At 61.9% G+C, this 24,111-nt stretch carries 20 protein-coding genes and 1 pseudogene; 6 read left to right on the plus strand and 15 right to left on the minus strand.

Translation table 11 applies throughout. The features are described 5' to 3' along the window. Positions 1–2 precede the first annotated feature (2 nt). Positions 3–620, plus strand: coding sequence for an Isoquinoline 1-oxidoreductase subunit (locus tag ACZIRK_RS00945; RefSeq protein ID WP_463326759.1), 618 nt, complete (start codon positions 3–5; stop codon positions 618–620). Between the two features lie 1,226 nt (positions 621–1,846). Then, entirely contained in the window at positions 1,847–2,581 is a 735-nt protein-coding gene (locus ACZIRK_RS00950) for a transglycosylase SLT domain-containing protein (protein ID WP_463326760.1), read from the plus strand. A gap of 674 nt (positions 2,582–3,255) precedes the next feature. Here the strand turns inward: ACZIRK_RS00950 and ACZIRK_RS00955 are convergent. Both ACZIRK_RS00955 and ACZIRK_RS00960 read right to left on the minus strand, forming a co-directional pair. After that, positions 3,256–3,493: pseudogene (locus tag ACZIRK_RS00955) on the minus strand (aspartate aminotransferase family protein); the annotation flags it as partial. Between the two features lie 136 nt (positions 3,494–3,629). Next, positions 3,630–3,926: an HU family DNA-binding protein gene (locus ACZIRK_RS00960; RefSeq protein WP_028164672.1), complete on the minus strand. Its 297-nt coding sequence runs from the start codon at positions 3,924–3,926 to the stop codon at positions 3,630–3,632. 339 nt (positions 3,927–4,265) lie between these two features. Here ACZIRK_RS00960 and ACZIRK_RS00965 point away from each other — a divergent pair, with 339 nt between their 5' ends. Beyond that, a complete protein-coding gene (locus ACZIRK_RS00965; protein ID WP_130223883.1) occupies positions 4,266–5,252 on the plus strand; it encodes an LLM class flavin-dependent oxidoreductase in 987 nt (328 codons plus the stop codon). 182 nt (positions 5,253–5,434) lie between these two features. After that, complete coding sequence (gene bluB, locus ACZIRK_RS00970) at positions 5,435–6,067, plus strand: 5,6-dimethylbenzimidazole synthase (RefSeq protein WP_463326761.1); 633 nt, start codon at positions 5,435–5,437, stop codon at positions 6,065–6,067. A 34-nt stretch (positions 6,068–6,101) separates the two neighbouring features. On the opposite strand, the gene ACZIRK_RS00975 is transcribed toward bluB, so the two are convergent. From ACZIRK_RS00975 to ACZIRK_RS01030, 12 genes are all read right to left on the minus strand, one after another. Next, on the minus strand, positions 6,102–7,034 hold the full coding sequence (locus ACZIRK_RS00975) for a sugar-binding protein (RefSeq protein ID WP_463326762.1): 933 nt from the start codon (positions 7,032–7,034) through the stop codon (positions 6,102–6,104). Positions 7,035–7,128: 94 nt separating this feature from the next. Beyond that, positions 7,129–8,211 carry an ABC transporter permease gene (locus ACZIRK_RS00980; protein WP_028164676.1) on the minus strand — a complete coding sequence of 361 codons (1,083 nt, stop codon included), beginning with the start codon at positions 8,209–8,211 and terminating at the stop codon, positions 7,129–7,131. Next, a complete protein-coding gene (locus ACZIRK_RS00985; RefSeq protein ID WP_463326763.1) occupies positions 8,211–8,975 on the minus strand; it encodes an ATP-binding cassette domain-containing protein in 765 nt (254 codons plus the stop codon). Before ACZIRK_RS00985 ends, ACZIRK_RS00980 begins: the two co-directional genes overlap by 1 nt. An 85-nt stretch (positions 8,976–9,060) precedes the next feature. Beyond that, complete coding sequence (mmsB, locus tag ACZIRK_RS00990; protein ID WP_130223873.1) at positions 9,061–10,251, minus strand: multiple monosaccharide ABC transporter permease; 1,191 nt, start codon at positions 10,249–10,251, stop codon at positions 9,061–9,063. After that, on the minus strand, positions 10,248–11,825 hold the full coding sequence (mmsA, locus tag ACZIRK_RS00995; RefSeq protein WP_463326764.1) for a multiple monosaccharide ABC transporter ATP-binding protein: 1,578 nt from the start codon (positions 11,823–11,825) through the stop codon (positions 10,248–10,250). The genes mmsB and mmsA overlap by 4 nt, the downstream gene beginning before the upstream one ends. A gap of 73 nt (positions 11,826–11,898) precedes the next feature. Further along, entirely contained in the window at positions 11,899–12,969 is a 1,071-nt protein-coding gene (chvE, locus tag ACZIRK_RS01000; protein WP_463326765.1) for a multiple monosaccharide ABC transporter substrate-binding protein, read from the minus strand. Positions 12,970–13,035: 66 nt separating this feature from the next. Beyond that, on the minus strand, positions 13,036–13,920 hold the full coding sequence (locus ACZIRK_RS01005) for an SMP-30/gluconolactonase/LRE family protein (protein ID WP_463326915.1): 885 nt from the start codon (positions 13,918–13,920) through the stop codon (positions 13,036–13,038). Beyond that, on the minus strand, positions 13,920–15,008 hold the full coding sequence (locus ACZIRK_RS01010) for an aldose epimerase family protein (protein ID WP_463326767.1): 1,089 nt from the start codon (positions 15,006–15,008) through the stop codon (positions 13,920–13,922). Before ACZIRK_RS01010 ends, ACZIRK_RS01005 begins: the two co-directional genes overlap by 1 nt. Positions 15,009–15,216: 208 nt before the next feature. After that, on the minus strand, positions 15,217–16,566 hold the full coding sequence (locus ACZIRK_RS01015) for a carbohydrate porin (protein ID WP_028164683.1): 1,350 nt from the start codon (positions 16,564–16,566) through the stop codon (positions 15,217–15,219). A 170-nt stretch (positions 16,567–16,736) separates the two neighbouring features. Beyond that, positions 16,737–17,798 (minus strand): ABC transporter permease, encoded by a 1,062-nt coding sequence (locus ACZIRK_RS01020; RefSeq protein WP_463326768.1) that lies wholly within the window; start codon positions 17,796–17,798, stop codon positions 16,737–16,739. Next, on the minus strand, positions 17,795–19,330 hold the full coding sequence (locus ACZIRK_RS01025; protein WP_463326769.1) for a sugar ABC transporter ATP-binding protein: 1,536 nt from the start codon (positions 19,328–19,330) through the stop codon (positions 17,795–17,797). The genes ACZIRK_RS01020 and ACZIRK_RS01025 overlap by 4 nt, the downstream gene beginning before the upstream one ends. 64 nt (positions 19,331–19,394) lie before the next feature. After that, positions 19,395–20,360, minus strand: coding sequence for a sugar-binding protein (locus ACZIRK_RS01030; protein ID WP_130223863.1), 966 nt, complete (start codon positions 20,358–20,360; stop codon positions 19,395–19,397). 235 nt (positions 20,361–20,595) lie between these two features. On the opposite strand from ACZIRK_RS01030, the gene ACZIRK_RS01035 reads away from it, so the two are divergent. Together ACZIRK_RS01035 and ACZIRK_RS01040 are read left to right on the plus strand one after the other, a co-directional pair. Next, on the plus strand, positions 20,596–21,873 hold the full coding sequence (locus tag ACZIRK_RS01035) for an ROK family protein (protein WP_130223861.1): 1,278 nt from the start codon (positions 20,596–20,598) through the stop codon (positions 21,871–21,873). A 78-nt stretch (positions 21,874–21,951) separates the two neighbouring features. Then, positions 21,952–22,710 (plus strand): SDR family NAD(P)-dependent oxidoreductase, encoded by a 759-nt coding sequence (locus tag ACZIRK_RS01040; protein WP_463326770.1) that lies wholly within the window; start codon positions 21,952–21,954, stop codon positions 22,708–22,710. 556 nt (positions 22,711–23,266) lie between these two features. On the opposite strand, the gene ACZIRK_RS01045 is transcribed toward ACZIRK_RS01040, so the two are convergent. Then, a complete protein-coding gene (locus ACZIRK_RS01045; protein ID WP_463326771.1) occupies positions 23,267–24,091 on the minus strand; it encodes an LOG family protein in 825 nt (274 codons plus the stop codon). Positions 24,092–24,111: the final 20 nt, after the last annotated feature.

Below are 24,111 nucleotides of genomic sequence, written 5' to 3' on the forward strand. Positions count from 1 at the left end.
CCATGATCTCAGAAACGCGCTTTCGGATTGTCGTTGTGGTCGCGGCGCTCGGCCTGAGCATGGTCACGGGCTATGCGGCCTCGCAGACCGCATCACACGGCCTGGCTTCGCCTGAGAGCTTTGCCGGCATCGCTGACAGCGACGCGCGATCGGCGGCGATGTTCACCGAACTCGGCAAGGTGCTGACGCATCCGCGCTGCGTCAACTGCCATCCCGCCGGCGACCGGCCGCGCCAGGGCGACGAGGGCCGGCTGCATCAGCCGCCGGTCACACGCGGCGCCGACGGCCACGGGGTGGCGGCGCTACGGTGCTCGGCGTGTCACGGCAACGCCAATTTCGAGCCTGGCCGTATACCGGGCCACCCGGAATGGCACCTCGCGCCGCGGGAGATGGGTTGGGAAGGCAAGTCGCTCGCCGAGATCTGTGCCCAGATCAAGGACCCCGCCCGCAATGGCGGTCGCAAGGTCGAAGAGCTGATCCACCACATCGGCGAAGATACGCTGGTCGGCTGGGCATGGCACCCTGGCTTCGGCCGTTCCCCCGCGCCGGGCACACAAAAACAGGCGGGCGCGCTCGTCGAAGCATGGGCGAAGGGCGGCGCAGCTTGTCCTGCGAGATGACTTGCGACTCTCTCCCGTAGGATGGGTAGAGCGCAGTGAAGCCCATCGCGATGGAGCAAGCCGCGCGAATGATGGGTGTTGCTGCGCTCTACCCATCCTATGATTCCGTAGAACCTCACACCGCCGTCGTCCCGCGAAGGCGGGGACCCATAACCACAGGGAGGTGTTGTGGCGCGAGCAAGCGGTTGTAGCGGAGCAGATCACAACGGCCTGTGGTTATGGGTCCCGGGTCCCGGCTACGGCAAGGGGCTTCGCCGTGGCACGCAAGCCCGGGACGACGGGGAGAGGTCTGATTTGAATGTCAAACAGCTCTCCGCTGTCATCGTCCGCCACCGGGTCGGCCGAATGGCCGCCCGATGACAGGCTCCGGCGGACGATCCAGTATTCCAGAGGCGGTCGTGCTTCAGCCGAGACGCCGCGAGGTACTGGATGCCCGCCTTCGCGGGCATGACGGTGGAGTTTGAGGAGACATGTGTCCGCATTCTCGCGGCATGTATTGCCCGAGCTTTGCATCAACTTTCACCCTCCTCGAGATCAGAGGGCGCAGGGAAAGCCGGGTGCTGGTTGCACCCGTGGGTCCCGTGCAACAAAAAGCACGGGGGTAGGACCACAGGTTCAACCGAAGCATTCCGGCTTTCCCTGCGCGATGGTGTTACGGTTTCCTTCGTGCTCTCCCCGGTGACCGGGCTTTCTTGCCACCGTCACCCGCGGCAGCTCTTTGCTGCTCGCGAGCTTAGCGCCAGCGTCGGGGCGCCAGGACCACACGACTTCGCCGTCCGCGGGTGCCACGCTCGTCAGTCGTGACATCCTCGTCCACCGCATCTCACCGCAACGTTCGTGACGATCGCGACCCGCCCCTCATTCGGGTGAGACGCGCGGAGTTAAATCACTGATTTGCCCGACGGCGAAAGCGGAATGTTTTTTCCGCGAGGGGTGGACAGACTTTTGCTGATTTGCCCGTCGGGTTGTTTTGTCGCACCCGGCCGCCCGGCCTGAGCCGACTTTCGCGGACCGAATGGTCGCGTCTACCCAACCCTCCGTGATGGGTTTTGCTCGCGATCAATCCGCCCTATCAACTGTCGCTTGTTGATTCAGAACAGAATGACGGACTGACGATTCCTGTGTCCTCGCCGCGCACTACCAGGCCCTCTTCTCGCAGGACGCATGTCAGGAGAGGCTGGAACAGGTTCCTCCCTCGCCTTCGCCACTGGCATGGCGCGCGTTGGGTGCGACAAAAACTCACGACAGCACCGCGGGCGGTTGCGGTCGTTGGCGTTGTCGCGATCCTCCTGGCGGCATTCCCTCTGATGAACCTCGTCTACCACGTGGTCCGTAAGCCGACCGAGTTGTTCTTCCTCGTTGGCGGCGCACTCGACAAGAAGCCGAGTGAAACGTGGCGGCAGTACGGACCGCTCTTTCGCGCCTACTCGACCAGCACGATTACGCCCGAATTGCTGGCCGCGTTGGCGCAAGTCGAGAGCACCGGCAACCCGGTGGCGCGCACCTACTGGCGTTGGCAACTCAACTGGAATCCTCTCGCAGTCTATCAACCGGCCTCGAGCGCCGTCGGCCTATATCAGATGACCGATGCAGCTTACGCCGAGGCCGCCCGGTCTTGCATCCGCAAGAACGCGGTCGTCGATGCCGACTGCGGATTCACCAGCCTGTATCTTCGCACGCTTCCAAGCCATGCCGTCGAACTGGCGGCCGTGTATTTGGACCGCAATGTCGCGGCGGTTCTCGCCCGCGCGACGAATGCGACGGCAAACCCGCAGCAGAAGCAGGATCTGGCCGCATTCATTCATCTCTGCGGCGCCGGTCCGGCGGGGGCTTTCGTACGGCGGGGTTTTCAAACGATGGCTGGCGAGCGCTGCGGCGATCACCTCGTCGCGGCCTATCTCGCCAAGGTCAATGCGATGAAGCGCCAGTTCCTACGCTTTGCTGGCGACGGCCGGAATTAGGGCCGCCCCGGTTACCCGTTAGTCTCCCTTAGGCCCGGGCGGGCCCATCGGTCCTGCGGGGCCTGGAGGACCCGCCGGCCCGGGCGGTCCGGCAGGACCGGGAAGGCCGCAGTTTTGTATCACCACGTCTCTCGTATCCTGCCCGGAGGTGATCTTGACAATGCAGGTGGAGGGAAACTCTGGACCAATCCACCTAAACCCTCCAGTCGAAGTGCTCTCGACCTGCACTGTTTTATTTGGGCTAATCTTGATCTCCACGCCGGGCTCGCGAGGCCGCCTAACCCTTCCTACGATGACCAACTCGCCTCGCGATATGGTGGCAGTCGTGATCAATATCTCTGCATATGCATTTCCATGCCATGTGGTCACACAGGCAGTTATGACAGCCAGGACGGTGCCGATGAACCTAGCGAGCATGACGGGCTTTCCCTCGTGCGTCCTGTCATAATCCGAAATTCATCACCAGAGCTTCGGTTCTGATTCAATCAGAACCGAAGCTCTAAATTCTTGTGTTGACGCGTTTTCTTCACGCGAACCGGTATCCACTTCGCTCGAAAACGCTCTAAGAATAAGAACTCGACTACGCGAGAAGATGTTAACAGGCGCGTTCCGGATAGGAAGCGAAATCTATCATGGCGGCCGGGAAGCGATGCCGAACGCTGCGTCCATGGAACTTAAGCTGATGCTGCTCGCGCAGTCAGTTGTCGACCAATTTCGACGATCACCTCGAATGCGGCATCCGCATCGGCTTCTGTCATATCGAATGAACCCGCCTGAAATCGGATGACGATGGACTTTGGTCTGCGTGAGATAGATCCGTCCGTCGTTGTTGATCGCATTGATCAGTCGGAGATTGTGTTCATCAAGGTCGGCGACGTTCTTCGGTTGATGGCGAAACGAGAACAATGGGAGCGTCGCAATCGCGACGCTCCCATTGGAAGATTCAATTGCGAATGCTCATTTCTTGAACTTCGCCTGCCCGGTCTTTCCGACGGCGCGCGTTGTCGTCCGGCCAGGACCGATCTTTTCGACCACCAACCCATCCGCTTCAGACAGCATCTTTAGCCACCTTCAGAGGTGACGCCTTGACCGACCTGCTGGCTGGCTTGGCCGCGAACTCCATAGGCTCTTTCGTAAAAGGATTTATACCGCTGCGGGCTTCAGTAGCAGGCTTGTTTACGACCGACATTTTGACGAAGCCGGGAATGACGAACTCGCCGCACTCATTCAGCTCCTTGTAGCCTACAGTCGCCATCTGCTCGATGACGGCCTTTACGTCTGCCTTGGAAACCTGCGTTCCTTCTGCAATTGCATCAATCAACTGATTCTTGGTCATCTTGGCCATGATGGATTCCTTTGTGGAGGCTCAGAACAGTTTTGAAGCGCATGCGCTACCCGGGCTACGTCACCCTGATCGGAGGCGACAAGCCACGCGGTTCGCTTCTCGTTCGTACCTGTGATCGTGAAGTCTCCGGCCTTAAAACCTATCAAGGCCCAAAACGCAAGGAGCAGGTCGGTACTGTTGGTCAATCGCGTACCGGATTCAGCGGATTGACCCACACAGAGACAGTGCCCATATGGGGTACAAGAATCGAATGAAGCCTGCCGTTTCGGACAAGCTTGGACGCGGCCCAGTATCTCTGGCAGCGTCATTCCACACAGAGGGTTTCGTTCGGGAGGTCCTATGACGACACTGTCTATCCTCGATCTCGTCCGCGTCACTCAAGACACCGATGCCCGCGGCGCGCTCGATAACGCCCGCGACATCGCGGTCCATGCCGAGGCTTGGGGCTATCGCCGCATTTGGGTGGCGGAGCACCACAACATGCCGGGCATCGCGAGCGCCGCGACGTCGGTTGTGATCGGTCATATCGCAGCGGGAACAAAAACGATCCGCGTCGGCGCGGGCGGCATCATGCTCCCCAACCATGCCCCCTACGTCATCGCCGAGCAGTTCGGGACGCTGGCGCGCCTGTTTCCAGGCCGCATTGATCTCGGGCTGGGCCGTGCACCGGGGACCGACCAGCTGACGCTGCGCGCGTTGCGCCGTGCGCCCGAAGCGGCCGAAAACTTCCCGCAGGACGTTCTCGAAGTGCAGGCCTTTCTGGCTCCTGCCGGTCCCAATCAGCGCATCCAGGCGGTGCCGGCGGCGGGAACGGAAGTGCCGTTGTGGATTCTCGGATCGAGTAATTTTGGCGCGATGCTGGCAGCTGAGCTCGGGCTTCCCTATGCCTTCGCCTCGCATTTCGCTCCTGACCTGCTGATCCCCGCGCTGCAGATCTACCGCAGCCGCTTCAAACCGTCCGAGCAACTTGACCGTCCCTACGCGATGGTGGGCGTCAACATCATCGCCGCCGGCAGCGATGACGAAGCGCGCAGGCTGGCGACGACCCAGCAGATGTCCTTCACGAACATCTTCCGCGGCGCGCGGGGCCTCAGCCAGCCGCCGATCGACGATATTGAGAGCTACTGGTCGCCTGCGGAAAAAGCGCAGGCGATGAGCATGCTCGCGCGCTCCATCGTTGGCTCGCCCGATACGGTTCGTTCGGGCATCGATGCGCTCGTTGCGGAAACAAGCGCCGACGAACTCATGATCGTGTCCGATGTCTACGATCACGCAGCTCGGCTGCGCTCCTTCGAACTTATCGCCAGCGCCGCCGGTGTTGCCTAAGAACTGTGTCTTGGTCTTGGGCCGGCCAAGACCGTGCTTGCCTGATCCTGCTCCGCTGGCCAGGGTGATGACGGCATGGCTTGCAACGCGGCAAATTGGGGGACAGATTGGGCGCGTTCGAACAGATCGGCGAAATCGCCGTGCTGCTGGTCCCGCATCATTATTCAGAACCGTGAGCCCTGATGGTTTCCTTCGACGAACCCTTTCGCCGACAACTGCGTGAGCTGTTCGTGTGGCGTCGCGACGTCCGGCGGTTTCGTCCTGATCCGCTCCCGAGCGACGCCATCGAGCGGCTCATCGAGATCGCCTGCCTTTCCCCTTCGGTCGGCCTGAGCCAGCCTTGGCGGTTCGTCATTGTCGAGGACAAGGCGAGACGCCGGGCCGTGATCGAGAACTTCAAGGCCTGCAATGCTGATGCCTTGCAGTCCTATTCGGGCGAACGCGCGGCCCGATATGCAGCCCTCAAGCTCTCTGGCCTCGAAGAGGCGCCGGGACACCTGGCTGTGTTCGCGGAAACGACAGGCAACGTGGGTCACGGCCTCGGGCGTGCAACCATGCCGGAAACGGTCGAATATTCCGTCGTCGCGGCGGTCTGCTCGATGTGGCTCGCCGCGCGTGCAGACGGCATCGGGGTTGGCTGGGTATCGATCCTGAACCCAGCCAGTATCCACGAGATTCTTGAAGTGCCGGAGTCCTGGAAATTCATTGGCTACTTATGCGTCGGGTACCCCGAGGCAGAGTTCGATCGACCAGAACTTGAGCAGGCCGACTGGGAATATCGGCGAGCGCCGAAGGAATTTGCGATTCGACGCTAGTCCGTTCCGCCGTAGAAATCCGGTCAAGACGTTCCTACTTCAACATCTTCGCGACGTTGTCCTTCGTCACAACGTCGAGACCAGTGTGGATGATCTCCGGCACCTTCTGGCCCTTCTTGATTGCAAGCAGAGTATCCATCGATTTCTCGCCCATCTCGAACGGACGCTGGCCGACCAGCGCATTGGCATAACCTTCGTTCAGAAGCTCGAGCTGCATCCTGAGGGTGTCGGCCACGACAAGCGTGAACTTGCCGGCGTCCATGTCCTTCTTGCTCTTGCTGGCGAACGCCTTGAAGCCTTCCGGCGCGAACATGGGCCAGCCGCCGATCGGAATGATCGCCGCGAGGTCAGGTGTCGCGGTGCGCAGATCCGTCATCTGCTGCACGCCAAGCGCGGGATCGTCGTTGCAGAAGGTCGGCGAGCCCGGGACTTCGGTCCACTTCGAACCTTTGAGCGCTTCGCGGACGCCATTGACGCGTTCGGCCAAATTCTGCGCACCCGGCCCGCCGGAGATCATTGCGTATTTGCCGCCATCGGGCCGGAGCTTCAGCAATTGCTTGCCAAGCGCGAGGCCGAACTCCTTGTTGTTGGTGCCGATGTAGGCGATCCGCTTCGAGCCCGGCGCGTCCGAGTCAAACGTGATGACGGGAATACCGGCTGTCGTTGCCGCCTCGATCGACTTTGTCATCGCCGCAACATCGGCGACCGAGATGGCCAGGCCGTCCACCTTTTGGGTGATGAAATCCTGGGTGATCTGGGCTTGCGTCGCGGGCTCGTGCTCGACGGGACCTTTATAGATGCATTCGATGTTGCCGAGCTCCTTGGCGCGTTTCTGGCAGCCGTCGCGCGCGAAATCAAAGAACGGATTGTTCATGGCCTTGGGCACGATCACGAATTTGTAGCTCTGAGCAAACGCCGGCGTCGCCATCATGGCGATGGCCATGCCGGCAAGAAGTACCTTCCTCATTGCTTCCCTCCACATTTTTTGTGCCTATCCCTTGAAATCAGCGGCTCCGGGAGGCGGATAGACGAACATTTCGTTATCCTCCCGGAGGAGCTCTTTAGGCCATGCGCGATCGGATGCGATCGACCAGCACCGCCGCGATGATAATCACGCCCACGAGGGTCTGCTGCCAATAGGAGTTGACCTGCGCGAGCACGAGGCCGTTGCGGATCACCTCGAGCAGCACGCAGCCGACAATGGCCCCGAGCGGGCCGCCGACGCCGCCGGCGAGATTGGCACCGCCGATGACCGCGGCCGCAATGACATTGAGCTCGTAGGACGTCGCCATGTTTGCAGGCGCCGATCCCAGCCAGCCGGAGATGATGATGCCCTGCAGACCCGCCGCGAGCGCGCAGATCACATAGACCTCGACCTTCACGCGCACGACCGAAATTCCGGTCAACGCGGCCGCCTTCTCATTGCCGCCGAGGGCAAAGACGTGGCGGCCGAAACTGGTGTGATGCAGCACGACCGCCATCGCCACCGCGAGAACCACGAGATAGATGAACGACACGGGCATGCCGAGCACAACGCCCGATGTCAGCGCGTAGAAATAATCGGCGTCGGGGCCACCGGGAAAACTGCCGCGGCCGTTGGAGACGACGTAGCCAAGGCCGCGCACGATCGAGAGCATGCCGAGCGTGGTGACGAAAGGCGACAGCCCAAGCACCGCGATGCAGAAGCCGTTGACGAGGCCGACCATCAGCGCGACGCCGAGCCCCGCCAGGACCGAGACGAGCAGGATCAAACCGGGCACATTCGCGACCACAGTCTTGCCGTCAGCCGCCAGATGCACGAACCACTCTGCGCCAGGCGTGCCCGGCGTCGAGATGTACGTCATGACCATCGAGGTGATCATCGCGGAAAAGCACATCATCGAGCCGACCGAAAGATCGATGCCGGCCGTGATAATGACGAGGGTCACGCCGAGCGTGGCGATGGCGATGAAGGAAAAGTTCTTCGCCACATTCTGCATATTGCCTTCGGTGAAGAAATACGGGCTCGCGAAGTTCATCACCACGAACAGAGCCACCAGCGCGATCAGGACGTAGCCGGTCTGCGAGGCAAAGAAGCCGCTCTGCCACCATTTGGCCTTGCCGATATTGGTAAAGGTGATGGGAGATTCCATGGGCGTGGCCATCACGCAGCCTCCTTCGCTCCCGTGATGAGGGAGGTGACTTCGTCGGGGCTGGTGTCATCGATCGCCTTATCGGCGCACTTCTCACCGCGGCGCATGACGACGACGCGGTCGCAGACCGCGAATACGTCCGGCATGCGGTGCGAGATCAGCATCACCGCGACTCTCTGCTCCTTCAGGCGATGGATCAGGCTTAAGACCTGCTCGACCTGGCGGACCGAGATCGCGGCCGTCGGCTCATCCATCATCACGAGCTTGGCATTGGAGAGCCGCGTCCGGGCGATCGCGACAGCCTGGCGCTGGCCGCCCGACATCTGCTTGACGAGGTCATGCGGACGGGTCTCCGAGCGCAGTTCTCCGAACAGTTCCAGCGCGCGCGCCGCCATCGCCTTGTGATCGAGAAAGGCGAACGGACCAAATTTGCGCTTGAGCTCACGGCCGAGGAAGACATTGGCGGCCGCCGTGAGATTGTCGGCGAGCGCGAGGTCCTGGTAGACGACCTCGATTCCGACCGCGCGGGCATCGATCGGACGGGCGAAATGAACCGCCTTGCCGTCAAAGCGAATCTCGCCGTGACTCGGCGGGAAATTGCCGGCGATGATCTTGACGAGCGTCGACTTGCCGGCACCGTTGTCTCCCATCAAGCCAACCACTTCGCCGGGGAGGATGCGCATGTCGACCCCGTGCAGCGCGCGAATGGCGCCGAACTCCTTGCCGATGCCCTTCAACTCCAGAACCGGTTGCCCGGCAGCGTGAGGGGTTGCCATGGTTGACCTCGCTCAGACATGCTGGTTGACTAGCGATTCCAGATATTGACACCTGATCTTCGCGTCGAATGGGACCGGTCCGTCGTCACCTGCGCTGGTTGTAGACATCGATGCAGACGGCGGCGAGCAGCACCAATCCCTTGATCACCTGCTGGTAGTCGATGCCGACGCCAAGGATCGACATCCCATTGTTCATCACACCCATGATCATGGCGCCGACCACGGCGCCGCCGACCCGCCCCACGCCGCCATAGGCGGAAGCGCCGCCAATAAAGCACGCGGCGATGACGTCGAGCTCGAAACCGGCGCCAGCCTTGGGGGTTGCCGTGTTGAGACGCGCTGCAAAGATGAGGCCGGCAAGCGCGGCCAGAACTCCCATGTTCACAAAAGTCAGGAAGGTGAGCCGTTCAGTCTTGATGCCGGACAGCTTGGCGGCTTTGGCATTGCCGCCGACGGCGTAGATTTGGCGCCCGATGATCGTCCGGCGTGTGACGAAGCCATAGAGCGCGATCAGCGCGGTCATAATCACGAGCACATTCGGCAGCCCGCGATGCGAAGCGATCAGGTAGGTGAAGTAGAGGATAACGGCCAGAAGCGCAGCACTTTTTGCGACGAACAGCGCATACGGCTCGACCTCGATCCCGTGCGATTTCTCACGGGCACGGGTTTTGGCGCTGGCATAGACCAGCGCCAGCGCCAGGACGGCGCCGATCAGCAACGAGGTCGGGTGCAGCGTGTCGGCGCCAGGAAAGAGCTCCGGGATGAAGCCTGAAGACAACTTCTGGAAGGTCGGCGGAAATGGCCCTACGGATTGTCCCTGCAGAACCGCCAGAGCAAGGCCCTTGAACACCAGCATGCCCGCAAGCGTGACGATGAAGGATGGAATCCCGAAATAGGCAACCCAGTATCCCTGCGCCGCACCGATCGCCGCGCCGACCAGCAGGCAGGCGATGAAAGCGAGCGGATAGTCGACGTGATAGCGAACCATGAGCACGGCGGCGATCGCGCCGATGAAGCCGGCGACCGACCCGACCGAGAGGTCGATATGGCCGGTGACGATCACGAGCAGCATGCCGAGCGCCATGATCACGATATAGCTGTTCTGCAACACCAGATTGGTAAGATTGAGCGGCTGCAGCAGCGTGCCGTCGGTGACGATCTGGAAGAACAGCATGATCGCGAACAGCGACAACAGCATGCCGTAGTTGCGCAGACTGTTCTTGATGAACCCCGCATGCCCGCGTTGCACAGGCAGCGAAACCGTCTTGTCGCTCATGGCCGCACTCCACCCATCTGCATCCTGTTCCGCTCCGCGCTGCCTTGTATTGGCTTGTTGCGCATGATGGCGCGCATGATCTTCTCCTGCGTCGCTTCGCTGGCGGCAAATTCGCCGACAAAGGCGCCATCGTTCATCACGCAGATCCGGTCGCAGATGCCGAGCAACTCCGGCATTTCCGAGGAAATTACCACGACGCCCCTGCCCGCCTCCGCGAGTTCATTGATGATACAATAGATCTCGTATTTGGCGCCGACGTCGATCCCACGGGTCGGCTCGTCCAGGATCAGGACTTTTGGGTCCGTCATCAGCCATTTTGACAGCACGACCTTCTGCTGATTGCCGCCGGAGAGCTGGCCGGTTTCCTGATAGACATCGGAGCAGCGGATTCGCATCCGGTTGCGATAGTCGCTGGCTGCCCTCAACTCTCTGATGTCATCGATCACCCATCGCGGCGCGACCTGGGAAAGGCTCGCGAGCGTGATATTCTTGCGGACGTCGTCGGCGAGGATCAGACCGAGCTGCTTGCGGTCTTCGGTCACATAGGCGAGCCCCGCGTCAATGGCCGCCGGCACGCTGGAGAGGTCAACCTCGCTGCCGTCCAGCGACACCCGTCCGCTGATGTTGTAGCCCCAGGCGCGGCCGAACAGGCTTGTCGCGAATTCAGTACGGCCGGCACCCATCAGGCCGGCGATGCCGACCACCTCGCCGCGCCGCACGTGGAAGCCGACATTCTTGATCACCTGGCGCTCGGGATGGAGCGGGTGATGGACGCTCCAGTCCTCCACCACCAGCACGGGGTCCCCGATCCTGGCGTCGCGCGGCGGGAAACGATGGGCGAGATCGCGATCGACCATGCTGCGTATGATGCGGTCTTCCTCGACCTGCTCGGTCCGGCAGTCGATCGAGTCAACGGTGCGGCCATCGCGCAAGATGGTGATGCGGTCGGCGACGCGCGCGACCTCGTTCAGCTTATGCGAAATCAGGATCGAGGCGATGCCCTGCTGGCGGAACGCCATCAGCCGGTCGAGCAGCGCCGCGCTGTCGGTCTCATTGAGACTCGCGGTGGGCTCGTCCAGGATCAGGAGACGCACCCGCTTGGAGAGCGCTTTCGCAATCTCGACCAGTTGCTGCTTGCCGATACCGAGGTCGGTAATGAGCGCATCCGGCGGTTCGCGCAGACCGACCTGGGCCAACAGTTCCCTTGCGCGCCGATACACTGCGTCGCGGTCGATCACGCCGAACCGCGCCGGCGGATGCGACAGAAAAATGTTCTCGGCAATCGACATCAGCGGGATCAGTGCCAGCTCCTGATGGATGATGATGATCCCGAGCGCCTCGGAATCGTTGATGTCGCGAAAACGCTGTTCCTCGCCATCGAAGATGATGGTGCCTTCATAGTCGCCATGCGGATAGACGCCGCTCAGCACTTTCATCAGCGTCGACTTGCCGGCGCCGTTCTCGCCGACGAGGGCGTGGATCTGCCCGGCCTCCACCGTGAAATTGACGTCGCGTAGCGCCTGCACGCCTGCAAAGCTCTTGCTGACCCCGCGCATTTCCAGCATTGCCGTCATCGTATCATGTCCTGCAGTGGAACCGAGCTGTCGTCCGGCAAGCGGGCCTTCTGCGCTTGCCGGACCAGTTTGCTCACTCGAATTGCGAACGCTTGTAGTAACCGCTGTCAACCAGCACCTTGTCCCAATTGCTCTTGTACACCACCACCGGCTTGAGCAGATAGGACGGCACCGTCTTGACTCCGTTGTTGTAGGTCTTGGCGTCGTTGACGGGTACTTCCTTGCCGTTGAGCGCGGCGTCGACCATATCCGCCGTCACCCGCGCGAGATCGCGGGTATCCTTGAAGATGGTGGAATATTGATCGCCCCGCAGTATTGCCTTGATCGACGGCACCTCTGCGTCCTGGCCGCTGACGATCGGCATCGGCTGATCGGGCGTGCCATAGCCGACACTCTTCAGCGAGGAGATGATGCCAATGGAGAGGCCGTCATACGGGGAGAGCACCGCGTCGACGCGCTTCTTGCCGTAGAAGGCGCTGAGCAGATTGTCCATGCGCGCCTGCGCGGTCGCACCGTCCCAGCGCAAGATCGAGACCTTGTCCATGCCCGTCTGCTTGCTGCCGACGACCAGCTTGCCGCTGTCGATATAGGGCTGCAGCACTGACATTGCACCGTTGTAGAAGAAGTAGGCGTTGTTGTCGTCAGGCGAGCCGCCGAACAGCTCGATGTTGAACGGGCCCTTGCCCTCCTTCAGCCCCAGCCCCTGCTCGATCGACTGCGCCTGCTGGACGCCGACCTGGAAGTTGTCGAAGGTCGCATAGTAGTCGACATTCGGCGTGTCGCGGATCAGGCGGTCATAGGCGATCACGGTGATGCCCTTGGCCTTGGCCTGCTTGAGCACGTCCGAGAGAGTGGTGCCGTCGATCGCCGCGATCACCAGCACCTTGGCTCCCTTGGTCACCATGTTCTCGACCTGCGCGAGCTGGTTCGGAATATCGTCCTCGGCATATTGCAGGTCAGTGCCGTAGCCGCGTTCGCGCAGCACCTTGGCCATGTTGTTGCCGTCGTCGATCCACCGCGCGGAGGATTTTGTCGGCATCGCGATGCCGATCGTCGCTTTCTGTGCAAGCGCGACGCGGCCGGATGCCGCGGCGGTAAGGCCCGCCAGTGCGAGCATAAGCAACGTGGTTTTCAGTCTGGCCATATTTTCACTCCCGTTAGGTTAGGAACGTTTCTGTCGTTGCAGTGAGGATTTGGGCAGGACTATCTCCTAGGAATTAGCAAGCCTGACGTCCGGCTCCGGTCGGCCGCGTGCAGCCACGTCCAGGACGAACGTGCGCCCATGATCCGGGTCGGCAGCACGCGCCGCCGCATCCATGTCTTGCCAGGCCGAGGTGACCAGGAGACGCGACAGATCGGGCCCGACGAACGCCGGGCAGCTCGGCTGACGCGCCGGGACATGCAGGCATCGCAGATGCTCGCCTTGCGGACTATAGACATCGACGCAACCGCCAGCCCACCGCGCATTCCAGATCTGGCCATCGGCATCGACCACCGCACCGTCAAGGCCTCCAACACCACGGTGTCGCAGCAAAACTTCGGGTGCGCCGCGCGGCAGGCCTGACACGGGGTCGAGCGCGATGCGATAGAGTTCGTTCTTCGCAGTGTCGGCGAAATAGCCGAGCGCGCCGTCGACTGAAAAGCAGATGGCGTTCGGAATCGTGATATTCGCAAAGAGGCGCGAGAGCTCGCCGTGATGGAGCGCGTAGACGCTGCCTGCCCCCGCCTCCGCCTTGCGTCCCATGGTGCTGATCCAGATCGTTCCGGACGGATGCACCCGCGCATCGTTGGATCGGGTGACGTGATTGTCGGCCTCGAGCGGACGATAAAGCGTCATCGAGCCATCGGCGATCGAACGGACATAAAGACCGTCTTCCGCGACAACAAGTTGACGCTCAGCGTCAATGCGCGCTAGCGCGCTCGCCATCCTGCCGAGCCGGTGAACGCGGACCTGTCTGCTCGCGAGGCGAGCCTCGAACAACCTGCTCTCGAGGATATCGAACCACCAGGCGGTATCTGTCGCCGCATCATAGGTCGGGCCCTCGCCGAGGTGGCAGCGCTCGGCGCACAGAATGGACGTCGGCACTTGCTCCATCATGTCGGCCCGCCCGCGGAACTAAACCGATAGACGCTGTGGTGCCGATAGACCGAGCCGGGCGCAAGGCGCGCGCTTGGAAAGTCTGCGCGGTTTGGCGCATCAGGCCAGACCTGCGGTTCGAGGCAGATAGCGTCGGATTGCCGGTAAAGCCGGCCTCGCTTTCCGACAACCGAGCCATCGAGATAGTTTCCGGAATAGATCTGCAATCCAGGCTGATCGGTCAGGAGCTCGAGAATCCGCTCCGATCTTGGCGCCTCGAGCCGGGCCGCGAGGCGTAGCTCGCCAGCATCATCGAGGCAGAAGTTATGGTCGTAGCCTCTACCGTTTCGAAGCTGCGCATCATAGCAGCGGATCCTGGCACCGACTGGCGTGGACTTGCGGAAATCGAAGGGCGTATCGGCGACCGCGCGCGGCGCCTCCGGCAGCGGAATCGCGCTCGGATCGATCGCGAGGAAACGGTCGGCGGCGATCGTGAGCCGGTGGTCGAGGATGTCCACGCCTGACGCAGCGCCTTCGAGATTGAAAAAGCTGTGGTTGGTCAGGTTGACGATCGTCGGACGATCGACGCGTGCCTCGAAGCTGACGGATAATTCCGTCGGCCCGGTCAGCCGATAGCCGACGCGAATGTCGAGCCGGCCGGGATAGCCCTCCTCGCCGTGAGCGCTGACACGGGCCAAGGTCACCATCGGCTCCGCCCCATCTTCGATGTCGGCGATCCGCCAGAGCTTTCGGTCAAAACCCTCCGGGCCGCCATGGAGCGCATGCGCGCCGTTGTTGGCCGCGAGCTGAACGACCTCACCATCGAGCACGAAACGGCCATTGGCGATGCGATTGGCGTAGCGGCCGACCGTCGCGCCGAAGAAGTGCCGCTCGCGCAAATAGCCTGCAAGATCGTCGTGACCGAGCACGACGTCTTCGCAGCTGCCAACCGCATCGGGCACGATCAGCGCCTGAAGCGCTGCGCCATAGGTGATGACATGCGCTTCGAAGCCGCGCGCGCCCGAGAGCACCACCCGATCGACCGGGCGGCCATCGGGCAGCGCGCCGAAAACGTCCCTTGCAATGCGTGGCGTTGTCTCGGTCATGGCTCAGTCTTCGAACGCTTCGACGATCCGGCGCATGCCCATAACCCGCCTGCGATGTGGCGGCCGCATTTTCAATGGTCGCAACGCCGGTGAGCAGTGCGGCAGCGATCTGCCGGCTTTTCTCCTCTCGGCATGCCCGCATACGGGCATGCACACACCTTTGGCGTCAGAGTAGCTCAATGTTTGACCCGAACGGGCTACCGTCGCATCAGAAATGGACCTCGGTGCGCAGACCAAGAACCCAGGCATTATCGGTCTTCACGCCGTCGGCATTATACCCGCGCCCGCCGGGATTGATCACATACTGGAGGTCGAATTTGAGGTTCATCCAGCCGGTCGCCTGCCAACCGTACCAAGCTTCGATCGGAATTTCGTTACCTCCTGCATTCGGGCTGAGAGCGGCCGAGTTCACGTGGGTCGTGCCCACAGCGAAGCCGACTTCGTCCTGGGGGCGCCAGGCGAATGTTCCGGTGTGCTTGACGCCCCAGGCGATCTGGTAGTCCTGGTACGACGTCCGGTGATCGGCGACGGTCGTATTGAGGAAGGTATACCAACCCAGCGCGCCCGGACCGTCAACGGTCAACCGCTGCAGGATCGACTCATAAACGCCGAAGCGACCTCTTCGATCTCCCAGATTCTGATCCGGAACACCACCGACGCCCGGGATGGTAACAATGATACCCGGGAGGCCACCATCAATCGTCGACTGACTGTCGTACCAGCCGCCCAATCTCCAGGTCCCGTACAGGGCACCGCTCGGGCTCCAGGTCAGCTCCATCGGCACGAACACACCCGAAACGGGTTTTGAGGAGGGGACGCCTGGCAGGAAGTAGATGCTGGGCTCTGAGGTCGTCAGATAATTCGGATTGGAGTCGTAGACGCCGACCGAAAACGTCCATTCCTTGGCGAAGTTGTAGTGGACGACACCGGCCCATTGGCTCACCGGCCAGTTATAGATGTAGCCGCCCTGGATGTTGCCGGGCTGGCCGCCGCAGAAGGTCAGGTTGATGAACTCGCACAGACCGAAGAAGAAGTCGGAGCCGACTGGGAGACGGCCGGCCTTGAGTTCAAGCTGATCATCAAAAAGCTTCTGCGAGTAATAGAGTTGGGTCAGGCGAAAGATATTGCCGCGGCCGAAAACTTCGTTGGTCAACTGCAAGGCCGGAATGCCTGCCTCGGTATTCAGATTGTCGCCGAAGCGCTGGACCAGCGTGAGGCCGACCGTCCCTCCCGGGATGCCAGCAAGCTTCGCCATATCGAGCTTGGCCCCGAACCACAGCTGTCCAGCGTTGGCCGCGGTGTTCCTGTTTCCGCCCGACAGGTTTCCGACGGATTCATTGCCCAGCGTCAGGCCAATATCGATGCCCTGCTCCTTCAGCTGGGTCCTGCCGAGATCGCCAAACAGATACGGTCTCGTCCAGAAATCATCGGCCGTAACATAAGGAAGCGGCGGAGCTTTCGTTGAAAAATCGGCCGCATGCGCTCCACCGCTCAACAGAGATGACAAAGCAATCCCCACCCCGCACACGCGCGCGATGTTTACAGATCTATGCAACATTTTCTGGCACTCCCAGCGTCCCCAGGCTTTGTCTATTTTGTGTCACGTTCCCGCCCAAAGCCCTCGAGCCTGGAACGTGCATCCTCCCCAGCCCAGACCGATTTCAGCCGCCGAAGAAACAGTCCGTATGGCGACTGGCGGTTGAAGTCGTGATTCTCCTTACCGAGCTGTCATGCCTGATCGCCCGTACTCATTGGCAACGCAGCCGCGCCGCGCGGTGATGCGCTCTGCTTTCCTTGCACAAGTGTCGATCTCTGCGCCGTGCGGGCCAGGCCGGCCAGCGCCACCTTGCGCCGCCGACGGCTCTGCAATTGCTGATCCGCCAGCACGCCGAGCAGAATCACGGTCCCCATCACCGCGAAGTTCAGGGAATTGGGAATGCCCAGGATGTTCACAAGGTTCTGCAGCACCTGCAGCAGCGCCGTCCCCAGCACGATACCGAGAATCGAGCCCTCGCCGCCGCGTAGGCTGCACCCACCGAGGACCGCAGCCGCGATCGCATAGAGCTCGTAGAAATTGCCGAACGAACTCGGAGAGACCGAGTTCGTGTAGAATACGAACAACACCGTTGAAACGCCGGCGAGCCCGCCGCTGATGATGTAGGCGGTCGCGATCACGATATCTGTGCGGATACCGGAGAAGCGCGCCGCTTCCTCGTTCTTGCCCACGGCATAGAGCCAGCGCCCGTAGACCGAGCGGTGCAGCAGCACGCCGAGGATCAGCGCAAGGATGATCAGGAAGACGAAGGTGTTCGGGACGCCCGCGATATTGCCGGAGGCGATGTTGCTCAGTGTGCTGGCCTCGTCACCGTAGCCGAAGCCGCGTGTCGAATCGCTCGTATAGTAGCGGGCGGCGCCGCGATAAATCAGCAACCCGCACAGCGTCACGATGAAGGGCTGCATTTTCAGCCGTGTGATCAGGAGACCCTGGATGCCCCCTAGCGCCAGTCCGCCGAGCAGGACGAGCAGCAGCGCGAAGGGCCAATAGACCTGATAAGTCGTCAGAAGGTCGACGAATACGACACCAAGCAGCGCGAACATCGAGCCGACCGAAAGGTCGATGCCTCCGGTGATGATCACAAGCCCCACGCCGAGCGCGAACACGCCGAACAGGCCGATCAGATTGGCCATATTCAGCAAGTTCACCAACGATAGAAAGGCCGGATTGATCGCGCCCGTGATGGCGGAGATCACCACCAGCAGCAGGCAGAGGCCGAGTTCTTTCTTCATCATGGCGCAGCGGCTTCCATGGTTTCCAGCGCTTGGCCGACCGCCAGCCGCAACACGTTATATTCGCTGAACTGCTCGCGCTCGAGCACGCCGCTGACACTCCCTTCATGCATCACCGCCACGCGGTCGGAGACGCCGATGACCTCCTCCATGTCCGAGGAGATCATCACGATCGCGACGCCCTCGTCGGCGAGGCCGCGCATCAGCACATAGATCTCGCTCTTGGCACCGACATCGATGCCACGGGTCGGCTCGTCGAAGAACATCACTCGCGGCTGCATGGAGAGCCACTTGCCCAGCACTACTTTTTGCTGGTTGCCGCCGGAGAGCGTCACGGCCTCCATATCGATGCTCGGCGCCTTTATGGACAGGCTCCGAACCTGTTCTTTTGCGACCTTGCGCTCGGCCGCACCGTTTACCAGCCACATCCGCGCATAGTTTAGCAAGCTCGCGAGCGTCACGTTCTCCCGGATCGGCAGTTCAAGCACTAGCCCGGACTTCTTGCGGTCCTCCGGCACCAGATAGATTCCTTGCCTGATCGCGTCCCGCGGCGACGCGACACCGACCGGCGCGTTGTCGATCCTGATCTCGCCACCCAGCAGCGGGTCAATGCCGAAGGCCGCGCGGGCGAGCGAGGTGCGGCCAGCGCCCACGAGCCCCGCCAGGCCGAGAATCTCGCCGCTCCGCACGGAAAGATTGATCTGCCGGTCGGGAAAGGCTGACGTCACGAGGCCGACAACGTCGCAGCCGCCCGGCTGCGGCGGCCGTTTCGGCGGCGTATACAGCGCCTTCAGGTCGCGGCCGATCATAAGCCGGATCATTGCGGCATGGCTCAGCTCGTCGCGCGCCAGCTCCCCCACCGTGCGCCCGTCGCGCAGCACCACGACGCGATCAGCGCAGGTCATGATCTCGCCCAGCCGGTGAGAGATAAAGATCACCGAGATGTCGTGCGCCTTCAGCTCGGCAATCACCTCCAGCAGCCGTTCTGTCTCCGAAATTGTCAGGCTGGAGGTCGGCTCGTCCATGATGATCACGCGGGCGTCAATCGAGAGCGCCTTGGCGATCTCCACCATCTGACGCTGCGCGATGGACAGGTCGTCGACCAGCGTGCTCGGGGTGAAATCGGCGCCCAGCCGCGCCAGCAGCGGCGTCACGCGGGCGCGCATCTCCGCGTTGTCCACCAGCTTCAGCGGGCCCCCGGTGAGCTTCTCGCGCCCTATGAACACGTTGGCCGCGACGTCGAGATTCTCGAACAGGTTCAGTTCCTGGTGCACGAAGGCGATGCCGGCCCGCGTCGCCTCGCTCACCGTCAGCCGGGCGTGGTCGGCGTGGTCGTTGCCGCCGATGCGGATCACGCCTTCGCTCGGCGCGATCACGCCGCCCAGCACGCGCATCAGCGTCGATTTGCCGGCGCCGTTCTCGCCGATCAGGCCCAATACCTCGCCGCGGTACACGCGCAGGTTGACATTGTCGAGGGCCCTGACACCGGGATAACTCTTGCTGATCCCGGCAAGTTCAAGCAGCGTTTCCGCCATTTGGCGCTTCCTCCCGCACAACGCCCGGTCGCCTGTGGCAGCCCGGCGGTGAAGCATACTGAAGTCACTTCTTCAGCAGTTCCTTCAGAGATGCGGTGAACTCCGCGACGTTGGACTTGCCGATCACCTTGGTCGGCACGATCAGCTTGCTATCCGCCGGGATCCAGGACTTGTCGCCGTTCAGCGTTTTGATGATGTTGGTGGCGGAGAGATAGCCGAACTCGTACGGCTGCTGCACGACCGTGGATTCGATCGTGCCGTCGGAAATGCCCCGCAGCGTGCGCTGGTCCTCGTCGAAGCCGACAATCTTCACCTTGCCGACCTTGCCCGCCGCCTTCACCGCGTCATAGATCAAGGGTGTCTCGTAGCTCCACAGGCCGGACAACAGCGCAATGTCGGGATATTTGACGAGCACGTTCTCCATATTCGCCTTGGCCTTGGCGAAGTCCACCTGGTCGGTGAACACGTCGACCAGCTCGACCTTGGTGCCGGCGATCGCTTCCTTGATACCCTGCACCCGCTCGCGGGCGTTGTCAGCGTCCATCGTTCCGACAAACAGTGCGATCTTGCCGCCGTTCGGCAGCGCCTTCTTGATCTCCTCGCCCGCCTGCCGCCCAGCCGCGACGTTGTCGGTGCCGATATAGGCGAGACGATTGCTCTGCGGCGCGTCGCTGTCCGTCGTGATCAATACGGTCTTGGCCGCAACCTTGTTGAGTTCTTCGGTTGCGTGCGGCGCATCGTCTACAGAAATAGAGATGCCGGCGACGCCGCGCACCAGCAGGTCATCCAACTCGCGCCGCTGGCCCGCCGCAGTTCCGTCGTTGGTGACGATCAACTCGATATTGTATTCCGGGTGCTCCTTCTGCGCCTTCTCAAGCCCGCGGCCGGCGATGGTCCAGAAGTCGGCCGCGACATTGGTCACCAGCGCGATGGTCTTTTTCTGCTGCGCTTGTGCCGCGCCCGTGGCCATCGCGAGCGCCGTTGCGCTCACCAGCAGCGGCACGATCAATGTCTTCATTGAGCTCTTCATGTGCACCTCCCTGTCGTCACCCCATGGGGCTTCACGCGCGGCGCTTTGTGCGCTTTATTTTGTTCACGCTACGAATAAATTATCGGAACTCTATATCGAGTCAAGGATGTTATTGTCCGCCACCTCACGCAACAATAGTATAATTGGGACGATAAGGTAGCCTTCATTGTTCTTTTTGGCCATCTCCGCGCCGCACAACGTTGATTAATTTCACTGAACGAATTAAAAGACCCGCATGGATGAGCAGCCCGAGCCGCCGAGACGTGCTTCAAGCGTGGCCCGCGGATCGAATCGCGGCCGCCTCGTCGAAGTCTTGCGACGTCAGGGGCCATTGCCGCGCGTGGAGCTCGCACGTAGTACGGGGCTGAGCTTCGCGGCCATTTCGGCCATAACGTCCAGACTGATAGCGGAAGAACTGTTGTGCGAGGCCGAGACCGACGCCGGAGCGGCGACGTCGTGGCCCGACGATACCGACGAAGAGGATACGGACGGGCTGAATGGCCGTCGCCGTGGCCGGCCTGCGGTATTGCTGACCCTGAACCCGGAGTTTGGCCGCATCATCGCGGTCTCGCTACGCATGAACCTGATTGAGACACTGATCGCAGACTTCAGTGGCTCTGGCTTGGCGCAATCGCGACTTGCACTCACGACGCGCGCTCTCGATGCAGATGCGTTGTGCGATCTCATGATCGCGCAGATCGATGCTATGCTTGACGCGACGGCAACGCCGCGCCATCGGCTGCTGGGAATCGGGATTGCGCTGCAGGGCATCGTGAACGCCGACACCGGACGGCATCTGTGGAGTCCGGCGCTGTCGGTCACCGACATCGATCTGGCGAAGCCGATGCGTCAGGCATTCGGGGTCGAGGTCGTGATGGCGAACGACGCTGTCGCAGTTGCGCTGGCCCTCGCAGCCGCGGAGCCGGCACTGGCGCAGGGCCTCTCGGCCACGATCATGGTCGGCCACGGCGTCGGGATGGGCGTCGTTGTCGACGGCGAAGCGCGCTGGGGCGCCGGCGCCGGCAGCGAGATCGGCCATGTCAAGTTGGCGCCGAACGGTCCGCAATGCCGCTGCGGCCAGCGCGGCTGCATCGAGGCCTATCTCGCCGACTACGCGATCTACCGCGACGCCCGCACCTTTCTCGACCTGCCGCCGGCGGTGTCGCAGCAGCCTTCCGAGGCGCAGATGGCTCTGCTGCGCCAGCGAGCACTGGGCGGTGATCCCCGTCTCGAGCACTTATTCCGGCAGGCAGGCCACGCGCTTGCAGAGGCGGTCGCCGCAACGATATCGGTGCTGCGCCCGCACCATGTCATCCTGGCGGGCCCCGGCCTGCAGGCATTTGACATGATGCGCCGTGCCTATGAGGAGCGGCTCGACCAGGCGGTGTTACCGTGGCTGCTCAAGTCCACGGCAATATATGTGCGTCCAAGCGAGTCGGCGGCAATTGTCGACGGCATGGTGCGGCGGACGCTGCGGGTCGTGGACCGAAACCACATGGAGACGACCGAGTGAACACCGGAAGCCGTGGCCCTTGTTGGAGCCGCAGCAAACGCAACCGACGCCCTCAGGCGCAAAATCGAGAGGATGCCAATGCAAGGCGCCATCTATCCAAGTCTCAAGGACCGGACTGTACTGGTGACCGGCGGCGGTTCCGGGATCGGCGAGGCCATCGTCCGCCGGTTCGTCAGCCAAGGCTCGCGGGTCGGTTTCATCGACATCGATGTGGAGGCCTCAAAGCATCTCCTGGCCAGCCTGCCGGCGCATGCGAGCGTGCACTTCGAGCACGCCGATCTGCGCGACATCGCCGCCCTGAGACGCGCGGTCGCCGGCGTCCGCGAGATGTTCGGGCCGATCACCATCCTGGTCAATAACGCGGCCCGCGACGACCGTCACGCGATCGAGGACGTCACGCCGGAATATTGGGACGAGCGGATCGCGGTCAATCTGAAGCATCAGTTCTTCAGCGCGCAGGCGATCGCGCCAGACATGATCCAGGCAGGGGGCGGTTCGATCGTCAACATCGGCTCGGTGAGCTGGGTGATCGGCCAGGGCAACATGCCCTGCTACACGACCGCCAAATCCGCGGTTCAGGGCCTGACCCGTGCGCTCGCCCGCGATCTTGGGCCGAACAATGTGCGGGTCAATTCCATCCTGCCCGGATGGATCATGACCCAGCGGCAGCAGGATCTGTGGTTGACGCCCGATGGTGAGGCCGAAATCATGCAGCGCCAATGCCTTAAGCGCAAGCTCGTGCCTGATGACATCGCTCGCGCCGTCCTCTTCTTCGCCGCCGACGACAGCGGCGCCTGCACCAACCAGAGCTACATCGTCGATGGCGGCTGGGTCTGACCATATTGCCGACTGCGTTGACGATATCTCGCGAGCTGGACGATCCGCGTCGAGCCTGAAGTAGCACCGTCGCAGTCGGACAATCGCGATAAGCCTTCGTTTCCGGCGAAGGCAGTCGCCGGTATTTCCAGATTGTCCAGCCTGCCCGTGTCGGTCATGCTGCGATGATGAAAAATCATTCTGCCGCAAGCGGATCGGATGTCTTGCTGGGTGTGATCGCGATCCGGCTTGCGGCCCTGGTTTTGACAGGTTCGATCTTGCTGCTGTTGCCGCGGCAACCTCGTGACGACGATTCAGCCTGCGCCCTCCCCCTCGCAGGAAGGTCCGACTTGCAAATTGCATCGAAAGCAGAACGCCTGCACGTCAGCGATCCGGGGCGGGCGACATGCTCCTGCATGATTAGAGTACTTTCGGTTCTGATGGAATCAGAACCGAAGCTCTAGATTCTTGTTTGACGCGTTTTCTTCACGCGAACCGGTGTCCACTTCGCTCGAAAACGCTCCAGGGCATGATCCGAAAAAGCGGATACCGGTTGCTCCGCGCCGTCCGTCGCAGATCAACCGGCTGGGCTAGTACCATGCGCGCGCAAGCCACGGCGAACCAGTGAGGCCCAACCATCTTCCGCGGTCTCCGCAAATTCAAAGAGACCGGGGTCGGCCGCAGAAATCATGCCCTCCTCGACGAGGGCGTCAAAGTTAATGATTTTGCGCCAGTACCTTTCGCCGAACAGCACAATGGGCGCTGGAGGGGCCTTCTGCGTTTGCTGCAGCGTCAGCACCTCGAACATCTCGTCCATGGTTCCGAAACCGCCGGGAAAAATCGCCAGGGCGTTCGCACGCATGGCCAAATGCATTTTGCGCATTGCGAAGTAGTGAAATCGGAAGCTGAGCTCCGGCGTGATGTAGCGATTGGGAATCTGTTCATGTGGCAGGGTGACGTTGAATCCGATGCTTGGAGCACCGACGTCGGACGCGCCTCGGTTTGCCGCCTCCATGATGCCGGGGCCGCCGCCAGTAGCGACAACATTGTCGCGCCACCGGTTCTTGGGATCGAAGGCGCCGCCGCGTTGCGAAGCGATGCGCCCGAATTCGCGCGCGACCTGGTAGAACTCGGATTGCTGCAGCAATTTCTCAGCCACCCTCTTCTCGGTCTCCGTCCGAGCCGCTTCGACGGCGGCGGCAGCCTGCTCCGGAGACGGCACACGCGCGCTGCCAAAAACAATGATAGTCGAGCGGATTCCCCAATCCCGCAACGCGAGTTCGGCTTTGGCATATTCGAGGGCAAAGCGGATCGATCGCATCTCGTCCCGAAGCAAGAATTCGGTATCTTCAACCGCCAGCAGCGTGCTCCGCGAGCTATGCGGGGTCGTCTGTTCATTCATATCGCTATTGTCCATTCTGC

The organism is Bradyrhizobium sp. Leo114 (assembly GCF_055229415.2).

Bases quoted from the DNA above. Each gene is read 5' to 3' on its own strand.
- ACZIRK_RS00945 (WP_463326759.1), top strand. From the start codon at position 3: ATGATCTCAGAAACGCGCTTTCGGATTGTCGTTGTGGTCGCGGCGCTC.
- ACZIRK_RS00960 (WP_028164672.1), bottom strand. From the start codon at position 3,926: ATGGCCAAGATGACCAAGAATCAGTTGATTGATGCAATTGCAGAAGGA.
- ACZIRK_RS00965 (WP_130223883.1), top strand. From the start codon at position 4,266: ATGACGACACTGTCTATCCTCGATCTCGTCCGCGTCACTCAAGACACC.
- bluB (WP_463326761.1), top strand. From the start codon at position 5,435: ATGGTTTCCTTCGACGAACCCTTTCGCCGACAACTGCGTGAGCTGTTC.
- ACZIRK_RS00975 (WP_463326762.1), bottom strand. From the start codon at position 7,034: ATGAGGAAGGTACTTCTTGCCGGCATGGCCATCGCCATGATGGCGACG.
- ACZIRK_RS00980 (WP_028164676.1), bottom strand. From the start codon at position 8,211: ATGGCCACGCCCATGGAATCTCCCATCACCTTTACCAATATCGGCAAG.
- ACZIRK_RS00985 (WP_463326763.1), bottom strand. From the start codon at position 8,975: ATGGCAACCCCTCACGCTGCCGGGCAACCGGTTCTGGAGTTGAAGGGC.
- mmsB (WP_130223873.1), bottom strand. From the start codon at position 10,251: ATGAGCGACAAGACGGTTTCGCTGCCTGTGCAACGCGGGCATGCGGGG.
- mmsA (WP_463326764.1), bottom strand. From the start codon at position 11,825: ATGACGGCAATGCTGGAAATGCGCGGGGTCAGCAAGAGCTTTGCAGGC.
- chvE (WP_463326765.1), bottom strand. From the start codon at position 12,969: ATGGCCAGACTGAAAACCACGTTGCTTATGCTCGCACTGGCGGGCCTT.
- ACZIRK_RS01005 (WP_463326915.1), bottom strand. From the start codon at position 13,920: ATGGAGCAAGTGCCGACGTCCATTCTGTGCGCCGAGCGCTGCCACCTC.
- ACZIRK_RS01010 (WP_463326767.1), bottom strand. From the start codon at position 15,008: ATGACCGAGACAACGCCACGCATTGCAAGGGACGTTTTCGGCGCGCTG.
- ACZIRK_RS01015 (WP_028164683.1), bottom strand. From the start codon at position 16,566: ATGTTGCATAGATCTGTAAACATCGCGCGCGTGTGCGGGGTGGGGATT.
- ACZIRK_RS01020 (WP_463326768.1), bottom strand. From the start codon at position 17,798: ATGATGAAGAAAGAACTCGGCCTCTGCCTGCTGCTGGTGGTGATCTCC.
- ACZIRK_RS01025 (WP_463326769.1), bottom strand. From the start codon at position 19,330: ATGGCGGAAACGCTGCTTGAACTTGCCGGGATCAGCAAGAGTTATCCC.
- ACZIRK_RS01030 (WP_130223863.1), bottom strand. From the start codon at position 20,360: ATGAAGAGCTCAATGAAGACATTGATCGTGCCGCTGCTGGTGAGCGCA.
- ACZIRK_RS01035 (WP_130223861.1), top strand. From the start codon at position 20,596: ATGGATGAGCAGCCCGAGCCGCCGAGACGTGCTTCAAGCGTGGCCCGC.
- ACZIRK_RS01040 (WP_463326770.1), top strand. From the start codon at position 21,952: ATGCAAGGCGCCATCTATCCAAGTCTCAAGGACCGGACTGTACTGGTG.
- ACZIRK_RS01045 (WP_463326771.1), bottom strand. From the start codon at position 24,091: ATGAATGAACAGACGACCCCGCATAGCTCGCGGAGCACGCTGCTGGCG.